The following is a 16,752-nucleotide window of genomic DNA, read 5'->3' as shown; positions in this document are numbered from 1 at the left end:
TCCGCCCCGCGCATCACCAGGATCTCGCCGTACACCACTCTGCTGGACTCAACTGCCGAAGGGCCCCGTTGAGTCGCGGGGCTAGCCGCAGCTTGGCTCGTGGCCGCGGCAAGTCGATCCGTTGTCGGTCGAACGTCGACCTGTCCGGCGCCTCGATGCAACGCGCCACTCAACGGCGGCTGCCTCGCCATCCCATCTGCGGGCGCGAGCTGACCCTAACCGTCACAAGCCGGCCCGCCGACCCCCAGCCAACGCAGCCGCCACGCCATCCATCCGCAGGCGCGAGCTGACCCTAACCGTCACAAGCCGGCCCGCCGACCCCCAGCCAACGCAGCCGCCACGCCATCATCCACAGGTGCGAGGTGACGCGAAGCGTCACGAGCCGGGGGCGAAGCTGCTGCCACGCGGGAATCGCAGGTGCGAGGTGACGCCATGCGTCACGAGCCGACTAGTTGGCGGCGGTGCTGCGCCGTTCCGTCGAGAGGGCGAGGTGACTGGGTCAGCTGCTGCAGTCTTTGCAGAGGCCGACTAGGGCGACCTGTTCGGGGGCCAGGTGGAAGCCCAGTTCTCGGAGGAGTTTTCGGCGGACTGGGTCGAGGATGTCGCCGGCTACGTCCAGGACTGTGCCGCATTCGCTGCAGCGGAGGTGTAGGTGGCGGGGTGCCAGATCCCCGGCCAGGTGGTACGTGGTGCCGGCTCGGCCAAGGTGTACGTGGGTTACCAGGCCGAACTCGCCAAGGGCGTCCAGAGCGCGATAGACCGTGGCGCGGTGGATGCCGGGACGCAGTTGTTCGGCACGTTCGCCGATCTGTTCGGCGCTCAGGTGTTCGTCGGTGCCCGCCAGTACCTCGACGACCGCGAGCCTGGCCGGGGTCACGCGTTCGCCTCGTTCTCGGAGGCGTTGCGCGGTGACCTCGGCCGGACCCTTCGCGGTACTGGGCATCAGGCCTTCTTGGCAGCCGTCTTCTTGGCAGCAGTGGTCTTCTTCGCAGCCGTGGTCTTCTTGGTGGCCGTCTTCTTGGCCGCCGTCTTCTTGGCAGCGGTCTTCTTGGCGGCAGTCTTCTTGGCCGGCGCCTTCTTGGCCGTCTTCTTCACCGGTCCACGCGCCCGCTTGTCCGCCAGCAGTTCAGCCGCCCGCAGCAGCGAGATCGTGTCGACCGAGTCGTCCTTGCGCAGGGTCGCGTTGGTCTCGCCGTCGGTCACGTACGGACCGAAGCGACCCTCCTTGACCACCACCGGCTGACCGGACGCCGGGTCCTCGCCCAGCTCCTTCAGCGGCGGCGCGGCAGCACGCCGGCCACGCTGCTTCGGCTCGGCGTAGATCTTCAGCGCTTCCTCGAGGGTGATGTCGAACATCTGGTCCTCGGTCTGCAGCGACCGCGAGTCCGTGCCCTTCTTCAGGTACGGCCCGTAGCGCCCGTTCTGCGCCGTGATCTCGTCCCCGGACTCCGGGTCCTTGCCGACCACCCGAGGCAGCGACAGCAGCTTCAGCGCATCGGCCAGCGTCACCGTGTCCAGCGCCATCGTCGACAGCAGCGACCCGGTCCGCGGCTTCGCGCTCTTCGGCGCGTCCTCCGGCAGTACCTCGGTCACGTACGGCCCGAACCGCCCGGCCTTGGCCACAACCTTCAGCCCGGTGTCCGGCGTAGTACCGAGCTCCAGCTCGACACCCGAAGGCTGCGACAACAACTCACGAGCCTTCTCGACCGTCAGCTCATCCGGCGGCAGGTCCTCAGGCACGTTCGCCCGAGTCTCGTCCGGCCCCTCGACATACGGCCCGTACCGACCGACCCGTACGACGATCCCGCTGTCCGCATCGCCGACCGGGAAGGTCGACATCTCTCTGGCATCGATGTCGCCCAGATCGCTGACCATGGACTGCAGGCCTTCGATCCCGTCGTCACCGAAGTAGAACCGCCCGAGCACGCCCTCGCGCTGCAGGTTCCCGGCGGCGACGTCGTCCAGCACGTCCTCCATCGAGGCCGTGAACGCATAGTCGACCAGCCGGGTGAAGTGCTGCTCGAGCAGCCGCACCACCGCAAAGGCCAGCCAGGCCGGCACCAGCGCCGTGCCCTTCTTGTACACGTAACCCCGCGCCTGGATCGTCCCCAGGATCGACGCGTACGTCGACGGCCGACCGATCTCGCGGTCTTCCAGCTGCGCGATCAGCGTCGCTTCCGTGAACCGTGCCGGCGGCTTCGTCTCGTGCCCCGAGGCGACAACCTCGGTGGCCGGCAGCACATCGCCCTCGGACACGTCCGGGATCTGCGTCTCACGGTCATCGGTCTCCGCGGACGGATCATCCGCGCCCTCGACATAAGCCTTCAGGAACCCATGGAACGTGATCACCCGCCCGGACGAGGTGAACTCGCAGTTCTCCCCCGACGACGCCCGGGCATCGATCTTGATCGAGACGCTGTTGCCGGCCGCGTCCTTCATCTGCGACGCGATCGTCCGCATCCAGATCAGTTCGTACAGCCGGTACTCCGCGCCGCTCAGCCCCGTCTGGGCCGGCGTCTGGAAGTGCTCGCCGGCCGGCCGGATCGCCTCGTGCGCCTCCTGCGCGTTCTTCACCTTGGAGGTGTAGACGCGCGGCTTGTCCGGCAGGTACGACGCGCCGTACAGCTCGCGGACCTGGGCCCGGGCCGCCGTGATCGCGGTGTCCGACAGCGTCACGCTGTCGGTACGCATATAGGTGATGTTGCCGTTCTCGTACAGCCGCTGCGCGATCTGCATCGTCTGCGAGGCCGACATGTTGAGCTTGCGCCCGGCCTCCTGCTGCAGCGTGGTGGTCCGGAACGGCGCGTACGGCTTGCGGGTGTACGGCTTGGACTCGATCGAGCGGACCGTGAAGGTCGACTCCCGCAGCGCCGCGGCCAGCGCGGTGGCGGTCGCCTCGTCCAGGTGGACCGTGTTGCCGCTCTTCAGCTCACCCGTCGACGCGAAGTCGCGGCCCTGCGCCACCCGCCGGCTGTCCACCGAGACGAGCCGGGACGGGAAGATCCGCGGGGTCTTGCCCTCGCCCGCGTCGAGCTTGGCGTCCAGGTCCCAGTACGACGCGCTGCGGAACGCGATCCGCTCCCGCTCGCGGTCGACCACCATCCGGATCGCCACCGACTGCACGCGGCCCGCCGACAGCTTCGGCATGACCTTCTTCCAGAGCACCGGCGAGACCTCGTAGCCGTACAGCCGGTCCAGGATCCGCCGGGCCTCCTGGGCGTCGACGAGCGCGTCGTTGATGTCGCGGGCGCTGCCGACCGCGTCCTGGATCGCCTTCGGCGTGATCTCGTGGAAGACCATCCGCTTGACCGGGATCTTCGGCTTCAGCTCGTCCAGCAGGTGCCACGCGATGGCCTCGCCCTCGCGGTCCTCATCTGTGGCCAGGTAGAGCTCGTCGGCGTCCTTGAGCAGGTCCTTCAGCTTGCGGATCTGCGCCTTCTTGTCGGCCGGTACGACGTACAGCGGGTCGAAGTGGTCCTCGATGTTGACCCCGAGGCGCGCCCAGGGCAGGCCCTTGTACTTCGCCGGGATCTCGTCGGCACCCTTGGGCAGGTCGCGGATGTGGCCGAAGCTCGACTCCACCACGTATCCGGCGCCCAGGAAGCCGGCGATCATCCGCGCCTTCTTCGGCGACTCGACGATCACCAGGCGGCGCTGACCACCGGCAGCCGTCGACGACTTGCCGGACGATGTCTTCGTGCCTGTTGCCCCTGCCACTGCGCTCCTTGCCTGTCAACGCTCCACTGTGCCCAAACGCCTGCGGTCGGACAGCTTGTTCCCCCGAACACAAAACCGACCCGTCCCACGGACAGAGTACGGCCGACAGCAACGCATTTCTCAACGCACGGTAACCGCTCGGGGCGCCATCGGCCTCATCAGGGTTTCAGAAACCGGCCGAAAAACTCGCCCAGCGCATGTCGCGTGAAGGCGACGGACACCTCGGGAGAGACCGTACCGAGGCCCTCCGACAGCCCCGCGGGGTCGATACCTGACGCGCGCGCGAGGCCGGGCAGGGTGAACTGATAGTCACCGAACGACCCGTGCCCGCCGTTCGGCAGCAGCAGCTCGTCCTTCCACCCGCGCTGAACCGTCCAGAAGCTGGACCAGGTCGGGTCCGTACTGCGGGAATGCGCCCCGCCGCCGACCAGAAGGAACGGCCGGTCGAGCCCGCGCCGGCTCACTTCGCTCGGCTCCTCCCCGTCCCGCATGCCGCCGTCCAGGTTCACTCCGGCGTCGATCCGCCGATCCAGCAGCATCGCCGAGGCGGCCGTCGAGCCGCCCATCGAGTACCCGTACATCCCTATCCGGCTCAGGTCCATCGCGTGGCTCAGCCGACGCGGCAGCCCGGGCAGCGAGTCGAGGACGAATCTCACATCCGCCACCCGCGTGTCCGTGGCCTTCTTCACAGCTCCCGGCGCGGTCCACGGCAGCAGTGCGCCCACCACCCGGCCGCCCGGGAACTCGACCGGCGCCTCCCCCGTGTGGTCAATGGTCACCACTACGTAGCCCCGGCTGGCCAGCTCCTCAGCCTGGTTCGTACCGATCACCCGGGAGACGGCGGACGGGGGTGAGTAGAGCAGTACCGGGTGCCTGCGGCAGGGCTTGGCATGGCGCCGGGCGTGCGTAGTACTGGCGCCCAGGTCGACGGTCTCGCCGGGCAGCCGCAGAAGAGAGGCCATGTCGGCGCCAAGCGCCGGGGCGACGGCCGGCCCGGCGTACGGGGCGAACTGCCGGTGAATACCTCGCGTCGGGTACCAGACGCTGACCATCAGCTCCCGCCGCTTCCCCGGCTGCCACGGATCCGCGCGCCGGGAGTCCGTCAGGTGCACCTCGGTCATCCCGATCCCGTACGGCCCTGTCGGCTCCGGCAGTACCACCCTGTACGGCGTACTGGCGGCCGCAACCGGGGCTGCCGTGGCCACCGGAGGGCTGACGCGGGTGGCGACGGGTACTGCGAGCGCTGCGAAGGCGGTCGCAAGGGCGGCTGCGATGATTCGGCGCTGGATCATCCCTCCAGCCAATCCCAGCAGCCGCCCCGGCGAATCGTCCTAAGGCGTGATCTCCAGGTCATCCCTAGGTATCACCCGGCTGCCCGATCAGGACACGAACTGGACCTCCGGGAAGGCCTGGGACTGCTTCTGCAGCAAGGGCTGCTGCTGGCCGCGCAGGAACTGGTCGAAGAAGGCCGTCAGGTACGTCCGCTGGGACAGCAGCATCCGGTGCCGGTCGAGGATGCCGCCGACGTTCGCCTGGACCTGGACGGCGCCGTCGTCATCCCCGGTGAGCCCGTAGAAGATGTCGTAGAAGAAGAACTGGTAGTCCGAGAAGCCGAGGTGATTCGTCCCCGGCAGCTGCAGGTTGACCTTCCACCCCTTCTGCGTCTGCCAGAAGGTCGCCCACGACAGGTCGAAGGTATCCGTGTTGCTGGGATCCACCCGCTGGCTCCCGTCCGACCCGAAGAGCATGAACGGCCGGTCCAGGCCGTGCAGAGCGGCCGGCCCGACCGGGCCCTTCTGCATGTCGTAGGCCAGCGTCCCGTCGAGGTCCACCCCAGCCTTGATCCGCGGGTCGGCCAGCATCGCGTTCGCCGTCGTGTGCCCGCCCGCCGAGAAGCCGAACATCCCCACCCGGTTGATGTCGATCGCCTGCCGCAGACCACGCGGCAACTGACGTCGCTCGGCGTCCGGGTTGAGCCCGAAGGCCAGCAACGAGATCTTGTCGAGCACGAACCGCGCGTCAGCCACCCGGGCGTCGACCGCAGCCTTGGTCTCGTCCGCAGTCGGCAGCAGGACGTCCGTACCCGGTACGAACCGCCCGCCCGGGAACTCGACCGGACCCTCGTGCGTGTGGTCCATCGTCACCACGATGTACCCGCGGCTGACCAGCTCCTCCACCTGCGCGGTCCCGTAGAACCGGCTGAGCGGATAGCCCGGTGAATACAGCACGACCGGATGCCGGCCGAACTGCGCCGGTACGCCGACCTGGGCGTGCGTGTCGCTGCCCGCGAAGTCGAAGACCGGGTCCTTGAGGCCGAAGGCGGCCATGGCCAGGCTGTGGCTCAGCACGTCCGCGGTCTTCGGCGGCATGTACTTGGCCGGCGGACCCTCTGCGCGAGGCCGCGCCGGGTACCAGACGCTGACCATCAGCTCGCGCTTGCCACCCGGCGCGCTCGCGTCGTCGCGGACCTGGTCGATCAGGTGCAGCTCGACCGTGCCGATCTTGTCCGGCCCGGTCGGAGCGGGCACGTGGATCTTCGTCGGCGGGTACGTCGTCGTGGTGCCGGTCGCCGCGAGGGCGCCGCTGACCGACGGTCCGCTGTCACGCTCGCCGATCGGGTACGCCTGAGCCAGCGCGGGGACCGACAGGAAGACGCTCGCCGCCAGGCCGGCACCAAGGACCCGGCGGCGGCTGAAGCTTCGATAGTTCGTCATGCGAATCATCAAAGCCCTCGGGACCCTCGGCGCGAGCCCACCACCCGATGGAGTCCCCATCTCAACTTCATGACAACAGCGGCGGCCGAACTAGTGACAACCGGTGCGCCGGTGGGTTATCAATAGCGCAATCCTGTTCATAGATGCGTGAAGTGAGGCACTCGTGAGCATCTTTGTCCGCGTTAAACGTTCAGCAGTCATCGCCGGGACATCCCTGGCCTTAGTAGCGGGTGCCATGGCCAACGCGGTCGGCCCCGCCAGCGCAGAACCGGCCGCAGCCGCAGCGGGTACGTCGCTGGGCGCAGTGACCGGCTTCGCCGCCGACGGCGCGCAGTACACGCTGACTGCCGGTACTGCGAAGGTGCGGGTCGTCTTCGTCAAGGACGACGTCTTCCGGATCTGGCTGGCCCCGGACGGTACGTTCACCGACCCGGCGAACACCCCACCGACCGACCCGACGGCCCCGGCGTCGAACATCGTCACCAAGACCGACTACGCCAAGCCCGCGACGGGCTGGACCGACCAGGGCAGCTACTACTCGCTGACCACCGGCAAGATCGAAGTACGGGCGAACAAGTCGCCGCTGCGCTTCTCGCTCTACCGGGCGGGCGGCCAGCAGGTCTGGTCCGAGACGGCACCCCTGTCCTGGACCGACAGCTCCACCACCCAGTCGCTGAGCCGTGGCGCCAACGAGCAGTTCTTCGGCGGCGGCATGCAGAACGGCCGCTTCTCCCACCGCGACCAGACCATCACGGTCGCCAGGGACTTCAACTGGGAGGACGGCGGCAACCCCAACGCCTCTCCGTACTACATGAGCACTGCCGGATACGGCGTACTGCGGAACACCTTCGCCCCTGGTAGCTACAGCTTCACCGACCCCGTCGTCACCAAGCACGACGAGAAGCGGTTCGACGCGTACTACTTCGTCGGCGACCTCAAGACCTCGCTCAACCGCTACACCGAGCTCACCGGCCGGCCGTTCATGCCGCCGATCTACGGGCTCGAGTACGGCGACTCCGACTGCTACAACCGCGGCCACTACGCGACCGATCCGGACCCCAGCAACGACTGGAAGGTCAACCCGGAGAAGACGACCACGCTGGACGCCGTCAAGGTCGCGCAGAAGTTCCACGACAACGACATGCCCGGCGGCTGGATGCTCGTCAACGACGACTACGGCTGCGGCTACTCGGCCAACACCGACTCCGAGCAGGTCGACGGCACCTGGTGGGGCAAACGGGACATCCCCGCGCTCAAGCAGACCGGCGACGAACTGCGCAAGCGGAACATCCAGATGGGCCTGTGGACCCAGTCCTCGCTCGACCGCCAGCCTGCCGAGGTAGGCGACGCAGGAGTTCGCGTACGCAAGCTGGACGTCGCATGGGTCGGCCCTGGCTACCGGTACGCGCTGAGCGCCTGCGACACCGCGCACGACGGCATTGAGCAGTACAGCAACGCCCGTGGCTACGCCTGGATGGTTGAGGGCTGGGCAGGTGCGCAGCGGTGTGCAGTGCAGTGGACCGGCGACCACAGCGGCTCGCTGGACGCCATCAAGTGGCAGATTCCGGCTATCACCGGCTCCGGCAACTCCGGAATCGCCTACAGCGCAGGGGATGTCGATGGCATCTTCGGCGGCTCCCCGGTCAGCTACACGCGAGACCTGCAGTGGAAGACCTTCAACCCGGCCTTCATGACGATGTCGGGCTGGGCGACCCCGGCATTCAAGCAGCCGTGGACGTACGGCGAGCCCTACACCTCGATCAACCGCAAGTACCTGAAGCTGCGCGAACGTCTGCTCCCCTACTTCTACTCGTACGCCGCTGAGGCCCACGCGACCGGTGCTCCGCTGGACCGTTCGCTGGTGCTCGAGTACCCGGATGACCCGAACACCTGGGGTGACGCCGCGAAGTACGAGTTCCTGGCCGGTAAGGAGTTCCTGGTCGCACCGTCCTGGAGCGCCGACGACGTCAAGAGCGGCATCTACCTGCCCAAGGGCAACTGGGTCGACTACTGGACCGGCGAGGTCTACACAGGCCCGACCACGGTCAACGGCTACCACGCACCGCTCGACACCTTGCCGCTATTCGTCAAGGCAGGCGCCGTAGTACCGATGTGGAAGAGCGGCATCAACAGCGCCGCCGAGCAGGGCTTCGGCGACCGGCTCACGGTCGACGTCTACCCCGAGGGCAAGTCGTCCTTCAGCCTCTACGAGGACGACCGCGTCACCCGCGACTACAAGCAGGACAAGTCGGCCTCGCAGCTCCTGGAGGTCACCGCCCCCGTCGCGGCCCGCGGCGACGTCACCGTCAAGATCGGCGCCAGCAAGGGCTCGTACGCCGGTAAGCCGAGCACACGTCCGTACGAATTGACCGTCCACACCGGCACCGCCCCGCGCGATGTCTCCGTGGACAACGTCCAACTCACCAAGCAGGCCAGCAAGGACGCGTACCTCGCAGCCGCCACCGGCTGGTACTACGAGAACGGCGTCGTCCTCGTGAAGACCGCGTCCATCTCTACAGCTGCCACCGCAACTGTCCGTCTGGCCGGCACCACCTCCGTCGGCGGCGGCAAGGCCGTCCTGGAGTCCACCGGTACGCCGGAACTCTCCTCGCCGGCCCTGTGGAACGCACCCGGCCAGGCCACCGAACTGACGGCCGGCTTCACCAACCCGACCGCCTCGACGATGCGTGACGTCAAGCTCGCGCTGGACCTGCCGGCCGGCTGGACCGCAACAGGCACGAGCACCTTCGCCAAGGTCGACCCGGGCAAGACCGTCACCACCAAGCTCGCGGTGACGCCCGCGGCCTCGGTCAAGCCGGCGAGCTTCACCCTGCGGCTAGACGCGACGTACCAGGTACACGAGGACACCTACAGCAACAGCGCGGTGGCGACCGCACAGTTGCCCTATGCATCGTTGTCGCAGGCCGCGACCGTGGTCGGCGTCAGCGACGCGAAGAGCTTTGGCCAAGGCAACTTCGACGGCTCGGGCAACAGCTTCAACGGTGAAGCGCTGGCCGCGGCCGGCTACTCCCCGGGCGCCAAGGTCACCGTGCAGGGCGCCGACTTCACCTGGCCGACCGGAGCGCCCGGTACGCCGAACCTGGTGAAGAACCAGTCCGCGCCGATCCTCGTCTCCGGCACCGGATCGTCGCTGGCCCTGCTGGGCGCGGGCGCGAGCCTCAACGCCAAGGGCGACGTGACGATCATCTACTCCGACGGCAGCGAGTCGAAGTCCGCGCTGCAACTGCCGAACTGGTGCTGCCAGGACCCGACGACCGGTGGCGCGAAACTCGCCGTCTCGGTGAAGGGCCGGTATACACAATCCGGTCTGGCCAACACCACCACGGACTACCGGGTCTTCTACACCGCCGTACCGGTCACCCCGGGCAAGACGGTGAAGGCGATCAAGCTGCCCGGCGGCGGACTCGGCTTCTTCGCGGCGACCCTGGCGGACAAGCCGTTGCCTCCGGCTCCGACCGGGCAGCCTTGGGTGAGCGATCTGGAGTTCGTCGACTCGAGTAACGGCTGGGGTCCGGTCGAGCGGGACAAGAGCAACGGCGAGGACGCGGCCGGTGACGGCGCCACCCTGACGCTCGACGGAACGCAGTACGCGAAGGGACTGGGTACGCACGCGCCGTCGTCGGTGACGGTACGGCTGGGCGGCAACTGCACCGGGTTCACCGCGAAGGTCGGGGTCGACGACGAGATGGAGGACCGGGGCAAGGTCAGCTTCAAGGTGCTCGTCGACGGTGTGGCGAAGTACACATCGGACCTGCTCACCGGAACCTCGCCCACGGTGCCCGTCAGCGTCGACACGACCGGTGGCCAATTACTCACGCTGCAGGTGACCGATGCGGGTGACGGCGTCACCAGCGACCATGCAGACTGGGCGGAGGCGCGGTTGACCTGCAAGAACGCCTGAGCCTGCAGCCGGCCCGAGTCCGCGCAACCGACTTTCGGCTGGACTTTCCCTGAGCTACCCCGGAACCCACCTGTCACTCGTCCCAGGGGACGGTACAGGTGGGTTCCGGTGGTATCTCGGCCCTCGTCCATGACAAGGTCTGAGCTGGCATCACGTAGCAGCGCCATGGCCCCCTCCCATGGTGGTGCCAACGCCACTGCACAAGTAGTGCCAACACCATCAGATTCGGTCCTCGATACGGCTAACTTCGAAGTAGACGAAAGCCGTCGGGGGCAGTGGTTTCAGAGAGGGCGCGTGGGAGTCATGGTTGCGACATACCTGAAGAGATGGGTCGGCAGCCGAGTCTTGAGCCGGACCACTCGCAAGGGTGGTCTGAACTTGTCCAAGATGCGGGTCTTTCCCCGCCAGGTCTCGATGCCGCTGCGGCGGGTCGGCCTCGACCCGGTGCCCGAGATGGCCGCGATCCGCGAGATCGAGCCGATGCACAAGCTCGCCAACCTGTTCGGGCTGAACGTCTGGATGGTCTCCGGCCACGCCGAGGCCAAGGTCGTGCTGGCCGACTCGATCAACTTCAGCAACGACATCCGGCCGATGATCGGCTCGGACCCGAACAAGCCGTCCGAGGGCATCGGCGGCCTGGGCTTCACCGACCCGCCGGACCACACCCGGCTGCGCAAGCTGCTCACGCCCGAGTTCACCAAGCGCCGGCTGGCCCGGCTGGAGCCGATGATCGAGAAGATCGTCAACGACCAGCTCGACCTGATGGAGGCCAAGGGCCCGGTCGTCGACATCGTCACCGACTTCGCCTTCAACGTGCCGTTCCTGCTGATCGCCGACCTGCTCGGCGTCGAGGAGCAGGACCGCGATCGGTTCCGCGCGCTCGGCCCGGCCCGGTTCGACCTGTCCGGCGGCGGCATCGGCGTGTTCGGCTCGGCCAGCGAGTCGCGCGAGTTCCTCTTCGAGATCGTCGGCAAGCAGCGCGCGAACCCCGGCGACGGCCTGATCGGCTCGATCATCCGCGAGCACGGCGACGGGATCGACGACATCGAGCTCGGTGGGCTCGCTGACGGCGTCTTCCTCGGCGGCTACGAGACCTCGGCCAGCATGCTCGCGCTCGGCACCCTGGTACTGCTCCGCGATCCGGAGATCTTCGCCCAGCTGCGGACCGAGCCGGAGTCGGTCGACGCGATCGTCGAGGAGCTGTTGCGTTACCTGACAGTCGTCCAGGTCGCCTTCCCGCGGTTCGCCAAGCACGACCAGGAACTGTTCGGCCAGCAGGTCAAGAAGGGCGACCTGGTCGCCGTCTCGCTGTCCGGCGCCGACCGGGACAAGGCCGTTTTCGGCCCCGACGCCGAGGATTTCTGGCCTCGTCGGGCCCCCGCCGCCCACCTTGCCTTCGGCCACGGCATGCACCGCTGCGTCGGCGCCGAGCTGGCCCGGATGGAGCTCCGCGCTGCCTTCCTCGCGCTGGCCAACCGCTTCCCGGACCTGTCCCTGGCGGTCTCCGAGGACCAGCTCCGGTTCCGCGACTTCTCCATCGTCTACGGAGTCGAATCGCTGCCGGTCCAGCTGCACGCGGCGGCCAGTACACAGCAGGCGGCCGGCTGAACCGGACTGACCGGAACCTGCCAGCTCGTGACAGCGGCCCGCTGCGCCGCCACAATGGGCGGTCTCACCTGGACGGTGGGTGACGACGAGGGAAGGGCGGGCGATGAAGGCGGGGCGGTTGTCCGCACAGATCGCGGGAGCGATGACGCTTGCCCAGTCCGGCGGGCACGTCGTCGCCGCTGCCCAGATCGACGCCATCCGCGCCGAGCTCGCCGGCGTACCGAGTTATGAGCTGGCCGCGGCGGAGTATGTGCGCGGAGTGACCGCGCACCACGCCAGCGATGCCGACGAGTCCCTGGCGGCGGTGGAGGAGTGCCTCGCCGTCGCGCGGGCGATCGACGAGCCGGGCTGGGAGGCCAACGCGCTCGCGATCCGGATCATCACGCTGGCCCGGAGCGGTCGCGGCGGCGACACGATCAACGACCTGGTCGCCGCCGAACACGCGTTGGGCCGGACATCGGATCCTGGCCTTCGCGGCTGGGGGCACACCGGGCTCGGCTACGCGTACGACGTACTGCGGCTGTTCGAGCTCTGTATCCCGCACTACGAGATCGCCGTGGGGATCGAGGACGACGCGCTGCCACTGCCCGAGTCGCCGGCCATCGACCGGCTCAACCTGGCCGAGACGCAACTGCGCTGGGCGCACGAACTCGAGCGGCTCGGCGATCCGTCGTACCGGGCCGAGATCGAGGTGCGGCTCGCGTCGGCCGCGCATTGGGCCCGCGAGGCGGAGACGGTGATCGTCGACGACGAGAGCCAGGAGTTCTGGCGGCTGAGCGCGCGGCTCTGGCTGGCCGCGGCCGCCACCTCGACCGATCCGGCCACCGCGGTCAAGGACCTGACGGAGTGCCGCGACGAGATCAGCAAGCTCGGTGAGACCGAGCGGCTGTCGATCGCAGGCTCCTACCTGGCAAGGGCTTTCGCCCAGCAGGGCGATTTCGAGCAGGCGCGGATCGCGGCCGATCGCGCGATCGAGGATCTGATTCCGCTGTCCGATCCGTCGACCGAGCTGCTCGTCCTGCAGACCCGGTCCGAGCTCGCGGTCCGGCTCGGCGAACCCGGCGCGGCGGCTTCGCTCGACTACGCCCAGTCGGTGGCTCGCGCCTGGTGGAAAGAACGCCAGCGGGGGCTGAACGCAGTACGGCAGGCTCTGGTCGCGCACGACCTCTCGGCCCGCCACGATGCCGAGTGGCACGCCGCGCGGCAGGACGCGTTGACGGGGATCGGCAACCGGCGCGCGATGGACGAGCGGCTGACCGCGGCGCGCGACTCGCAGCGCGCGGTGACCCTGCTGGCCATCGACGTCGACGACCTCAAGATCGTGAACGACACCTTCGGGCATGCCTGCGGGGACGAATTACTGCAACTTGTGGCAGATCTGCTGGTAGAACAGGCACGTGCCACCGATGCCGTGATTCGATCGGGAGGGGACGAGTTCTTCGTGGTACTGGACCAGCCGGACGCCAAAGGCGGCGCGCAGCTGGCCGAGCGGATCCGCGCCGCGGTGGCCCTGGTGGCCGCCACGACGCCGAAGCCGTGGCTCAGCAAGCTGGGTCTGAGCATCGGGTACGCCGCGACCGCGGAAGGCGTGCCCGTCGAGCTGCTGATCCCGATGGCGGACAGCCGGCTGTACGAGGACAAGCGCCGTTCCAGGTAGCCAGAGCGGAATACAAGGGGGAAGCCGGGTGCGGGAGACGTCGGGGGTGACCGCGCGGATCGCGGCTGCGATGACGCGCGCCCAGTCGGGCAACCCGGCCGGAGCGGCCACCGAGATCCGCCTGCTGCTCACCGAGCTCGGTCCCGAGCCGAGTAGCGAGCGCGCGGCCGCGGAGTACGTCCGGGCCGTCGCTGCCCACTACACCGCCGACGCCGAGACCGCGCTGGACGCCGTCGACGGCTGCATCCGGGTGTCCCGCGCGATCGAAGAGCCCGGCTGGGAGGCCAACGCGCTGGCGGTACGGATCGTCACATTGATCCGCACCGGGCAGGGCGGTGACTCGGTGGCCGACCTGGTCGCGGCCGAGAACGCCCTGGCGAGGACGAAGGATCCGGGGCTGGCGAGCTGGGCGCATACGGGACTGGGTTATGCCTATGACCTGCTGCGGTTGTTCGAGTTGTGCATCCCGCATTTCGAGTTCGCCGCCGCTGCCGGGGTGGATCCGCTCGGGCTGCCCGAGTCGCCGGCGATCAACCGGATGAACCTGGCCGAGTCGAACATGCGGTGGGCGCACGAGATGGAGCGGCTGGGCGATCCGGAGTACGACGCCGAGATCGTCCGCCGGCGCCAGGCGGCCAAGCACTGGGCGGCGGAGGCGAACGAGATGATCGTCCGCGCCAACCTGATCGGCTACTGGCCGATCGCCGGGCGGATGTGGCTCGCGGCCAGCGATTTCGAGGCGGATCCGGCGGAGGCCGCGGTCATCCTCAAGGACTGTCGCGACCAGTTGGTGAAGCTGGGTTCGCCCGAAATGGCCGCGATCGCGGGTGCGTATCTGGCGCAGGCCTACGCGGCGACGGGCCGGTTCGACGAGGCGACGGAGGCGGCCGAGCGGGCTGCGACGGATCTGCCGCCGACCTCTGACCCGCCAGTCGAGGCGCTGGTGCGGCATACCGCCGTACGGATCGTCGCCGACTCCGGTGATGACGGCGCGTCGTCAGGTCTGCAGTACGCGCGAGCGATCACGCGCGGCTGGTGGGCCGAACGGTTGCGCGGCCTGTACGCCGTACGCAGCGCGCTCGAGACGCATGAGCTCTCCAAGCGGCACGACGCCGAGTGGCGGGCTGCGCGCGAGGATCCACTGACCGGCGTCGGCAACCGCCGGGCGCTGGACGAGCGGATGGGCGCCGCACTCGAATCCGGCCGCTCGATCGCCGTCCTCGCGATCGACGTCGACAACCTCAAGGTCATCAACGACAGCCACGGCCACGCCTGCGGCGACGAGGTCCTCCGCCGAGTAGCCCAGCTCCTCACCGAACAATGCCGAGCCGACGACGTAGTCGCCCGAGCCGGCGGCGACGAGTTCGTCATTGTCCTCGACAACCCCGACGACCGAGGCGCCGGCGAACTGGTAGAACGCATCAAGGCCGCCGCAGACCTGGTAGCCCGAGGCGCCGCCCACCCCTGGTTCGCCATGCTCCGCCTATCCATCGGCCAGGCAAGCAGCACAGACGGCACCTCGATCACCGAACTCCTGACCATCGCCGACCGCCGAATGTACGAAGAGAAACGCCATCGCCGAACCTCCCTGAGCTGAACTACGCCGTCAGGAAGCCTTCGGTGATCAGGTTTGCGATCTTTGGCAGGTAGTCGGCGTGGAGGTCTTCGCGTTCCAGGAGGCTGGCTAGGGCGTCGAGGATTTGGCCTACGGTGAGTTCGCCGTCGCAGGCGCCGACGAAGCCGGCCAGGACGGTGTCGACCTGCTCGGCGCGGCGCATGCCGCGTTGGCGGCGGAGGACGATCGTCGCGGGGTCCTCGGCGCCCGGCTGGCCTGCCGTCTCCTGCACGAGGTCGTCGGCCATCGTCAGGTACAGGCCGGTCAGATCGGCCGGCAGCCCTTCGATCCGCTCGAACCGATCCAGCACATGCGGACCGATCGGCTGCTCGATCTCGTACGGCCACTCCTCCGCATCCAGGCTGCCCGCGACGTTGTGCAGGTTGATCCAGCCCATCCCGATCGCCTCGACCTGTTGCTCGTCGAGCCATCGCAGCCAGGCGTCGTACCGGCTTGTGTACTCCGGACGCCCCTGCAGACCCGCATCGCGCAACCACAACTCCACGTACTCCGCTGGGTCGAGCTGCTCGCGCTGCACCGCCCAGCTGGACCGATCGCCGGTCCAGCCGGCGATCCGCTCCTGCCAGTCCTGCCCCCGGACGCAAGTCCAGTTGGCAAGCAACTGACACCAACCGCCGTCCGTCAGATGCTGCGGAGCCTGCCGAACCAACTGCTCGACAACGGCATCCCCCGCAAACCCCGTCTCGCGATAAGTCAGCCGCGCATCGGCCGCCGGCGGCGCGATCACGTACGGCGGGTTGCTCACGATCAGATCGAACTGCTCCCCCGCGACCGGCTCGTAAAGACTGCCATCGCGCACGTCAAGGTCGACCCGATTGAGCGCTGCCGTCCATCGAGTCAGTCGAAGCGCCCGCGGATTCACATCGGTGGCAACGATGTGGCCGACCCGGTCAGCCAGATGCAGCGCCTGGATGCCACACCCCGTCCCGATGTCGAGCGCCTTCTCCGCCTTGATCGGCACGGTCAGCTTGACCAGGCTCAGGCTCGCCGGCGCGATCCCCAGCACATAGTCCGGCCGCATCGGCTCACGCCGGCCGTCCAGCCCCGGCGTCAGATCCGCGATCACCCACCAGTGCCGATCGTCCTCGGCATACGGCCGGACATCGAGCGCCGCCGCGACCTGATGCCCCGCTTCCCGTAAGATGCCCAAGGCAAGCAGCTGGGTCGTATCACCCGGGAATGCTTTCTCCACAAGGTCTCTGGGCACGGCCCGTTGCAGCAGGAACAGCCTGATCATCGTGTCGAGCGAGTCACCGGCAGCCGTCCGCTGGAAAGCGAGGGTGGTTTCATTGCGCGCCAATGCATTGTTGGCCGACACGCCCAGCCGCGCCGCAACCCCTTCCACCGTGTACGCCGCCGCCTCGAAGGCGGCACGCAGCCGATCGACCAGACCCGCAGCCAGCTCTTGCTCTTCCATGTCGCTATCCTCGCAGGCCGTCGCCGACACGTCGGCGCGGTTATCCACAGGTTTGCGAACGCCCGGTCCGGAGGCCCCGTG

The 16,752-nt window shown here is 68.3% G+C and carries 9 protein-coding genes; 4 read left to right on the top strand and 5 right to left on the bottom strand.

What is annotated here, in order from left to right; all coding sequences use genetic code 11:
* Positions 1–499 precede the first annotated feature (499 nt).
* The 4 genes from ABD116_RS11020 to ABD116_RS11005 form a co-directional block, all read right to left on the bottom strand.
* Positions 500–943 carry a Fur family transcriptional regulator gene (locus tag ABD116_RS11020; RefSeq protein WP_343967673.1) on the bottom strand — a complete coding sequence of 148 codons (444 nt, stop codon included), beginning with the start codon at positions 941–943 and terminating at the stop codon, positions 500–502.
* Entirely contained in the window at positions 943–3,717 is a 2,775-nt protein-coding gene (gene topA / locus ABD116_RS11015) for a type I DNA topoisomerase (protein ID WP_425552072.1), read from the bottom strand. The genes ABD116_RS11020 and topA overlap by 1 nt, the downstream gene beginning before the upstream one ends.
* A gap of 158 nt (positions 3,718–3,875) precedes the next feature.
* Entirely contained in the window at positions 3,876–5,009 is a 1,134-nt protein-coding gene (locus ABD116_RS11010) for an alpha/beta hydrolase family protein (protein WP_343967671.1), read from the bottom strand.
* An 87-nt stretch (positions 5,010–5,096) separates the two neighbouring features.
* Positions 5,097–6,431: an alpha/beta hydrolase family protein gene (locus ABD116_RS11005; protein ID WP_343967669.1), complete on the bottom strand. Its 1,335-nt coding sequence runs from the start codon at positions 6,429–6,431 to the stop codon at positions 5,097–5,099.
* 235 nt (positions 6,432–6,666) lie between these two features.
* On the opposite strand from ABD116_RS11005, the gene ABD116_RS11000 reads away from it, so the two are divergent.
* From ABD116_RS11000 to ABD116_RS10985, 4 genes are all read left to right on the top strand, one after another.
* Positions 6,667–10,353: an NPCBM/NEW2 domain-containing protein gene (locus ABD116_RS11000; protein ID WP_343967667.1), complete on the top strand. Its 3,687-nt coding sequence runs from the start codon at positions 6,667–6,669 to the stop codon at positions 10,351–10,353.
* 387 nt (positions 10,354–10,740) lie between these two features.
* Entirely contained in the window at positions 10,741–11,961 is a 1,221-nt protein-coding gene (locus ABD116_RS10995; RefSeq protein WP_343967665.1) for a cytochrome P450, read from the top strand.
* 79 nt (positions 11,962–12,040) lie between these two features.
* Positions 12,041–13,618 carry a GGDEF domain-containing protein gene (locus tag ABD116_RS10990; RefSeq protein WP_343967663.1) on the top strand — a complete coding sequence of 526 codons (1,578 nt, stop codon included), beginning with the start codon at positions 12,041–12,043 and terminating at the stop codon, positions 13,616–13,618.
* 28 nt (positions 13,619–13,646) lie between these two features.
* The gene (locus ABD116_RS10985; RefSeq protein ID WP_343967661.1) at positions 13,647–15,215 is read left to right on the top strand and encodes a GGDEF domain-containing protein; all 1,569 of its coding nucleotides are present in this window, start codon (positions 13,647–13,649) and stop codon (positions 15,213–15,215) included.
* A 1-nt stretch (position 15,216) separates the two neighbouring features.
* Here the strand turns inward: ABD116_RS10985 and ABD116_RS10980 are convergent, their stop codons facing one another.
* Entirely contained in the window at positions 15,217–16,671 is a 1,455-nt protein-coding gene (locus ABD116_RS10980) for a DUF7059 domain-containing protein (protein WP_343967659.1), read from the bottom strand.
* Positions 16,672–16,752: the final 81 nt, after the last annotated feature.

Origin of the sequence: Kribbella koreensis, from assembly GCF_039525325.1 — a bacterium.
Classification (GTDB): domain Bacteria; phylum Actinomycetota; class Actinomycetes; order Propionibacteriales; family Kribbellaceae; genus Kribbella; species Kribbella koreensis.
This window is presented reverse-complemented; position numbering and strand designations above follow the sequence as displayed.

Coding starts and splice junctions, on each gene's coding strand:
- ABD116_RS11005 (WP_343967669.1), bottom strand. CDS start 6,431: ATGACGAACTATCGAAGCTTCAGCCGCCGCCGGGTCCTTGGTGCCGGC.
- ABD116_RS11000 (WP_343967667.1), top strand. CDS start 6,667: ATGGCCAACGCGGTCGGCCCCGCCAGCGCAGAACCGGCCGCAGCCGCA.
- ABD116_RS10995 (WP_343967665.1), top strand. CDS start 10,741: ATGCGGGTCTTTCCCCGCCAGGTCTCGATGCCGCTGCGGCGGGTCGGC.
- ABD116_RS11010 (WP_343967671.1), bottom strand. CDS start 5,009: ATGATCCAGCGCCGAATCATCGCAGCCGCCCTTGCGACCGCCTTCGCA.
- ABD116_RS10980 (WP_343967659.1), bottom strand. CDS start 16,671: ATGGAAGAGCAAGAGCTGGCTGCGGGTCTGGTCGATCGGCTGCGTGCC.
- ABD116_RS11020 (WP_343967673.1), bottom strand. CDS start 943: ATGCCCAGTACCGCGAAGGGTCCGGCCGAGGTCACCGCGCAACGCCTC.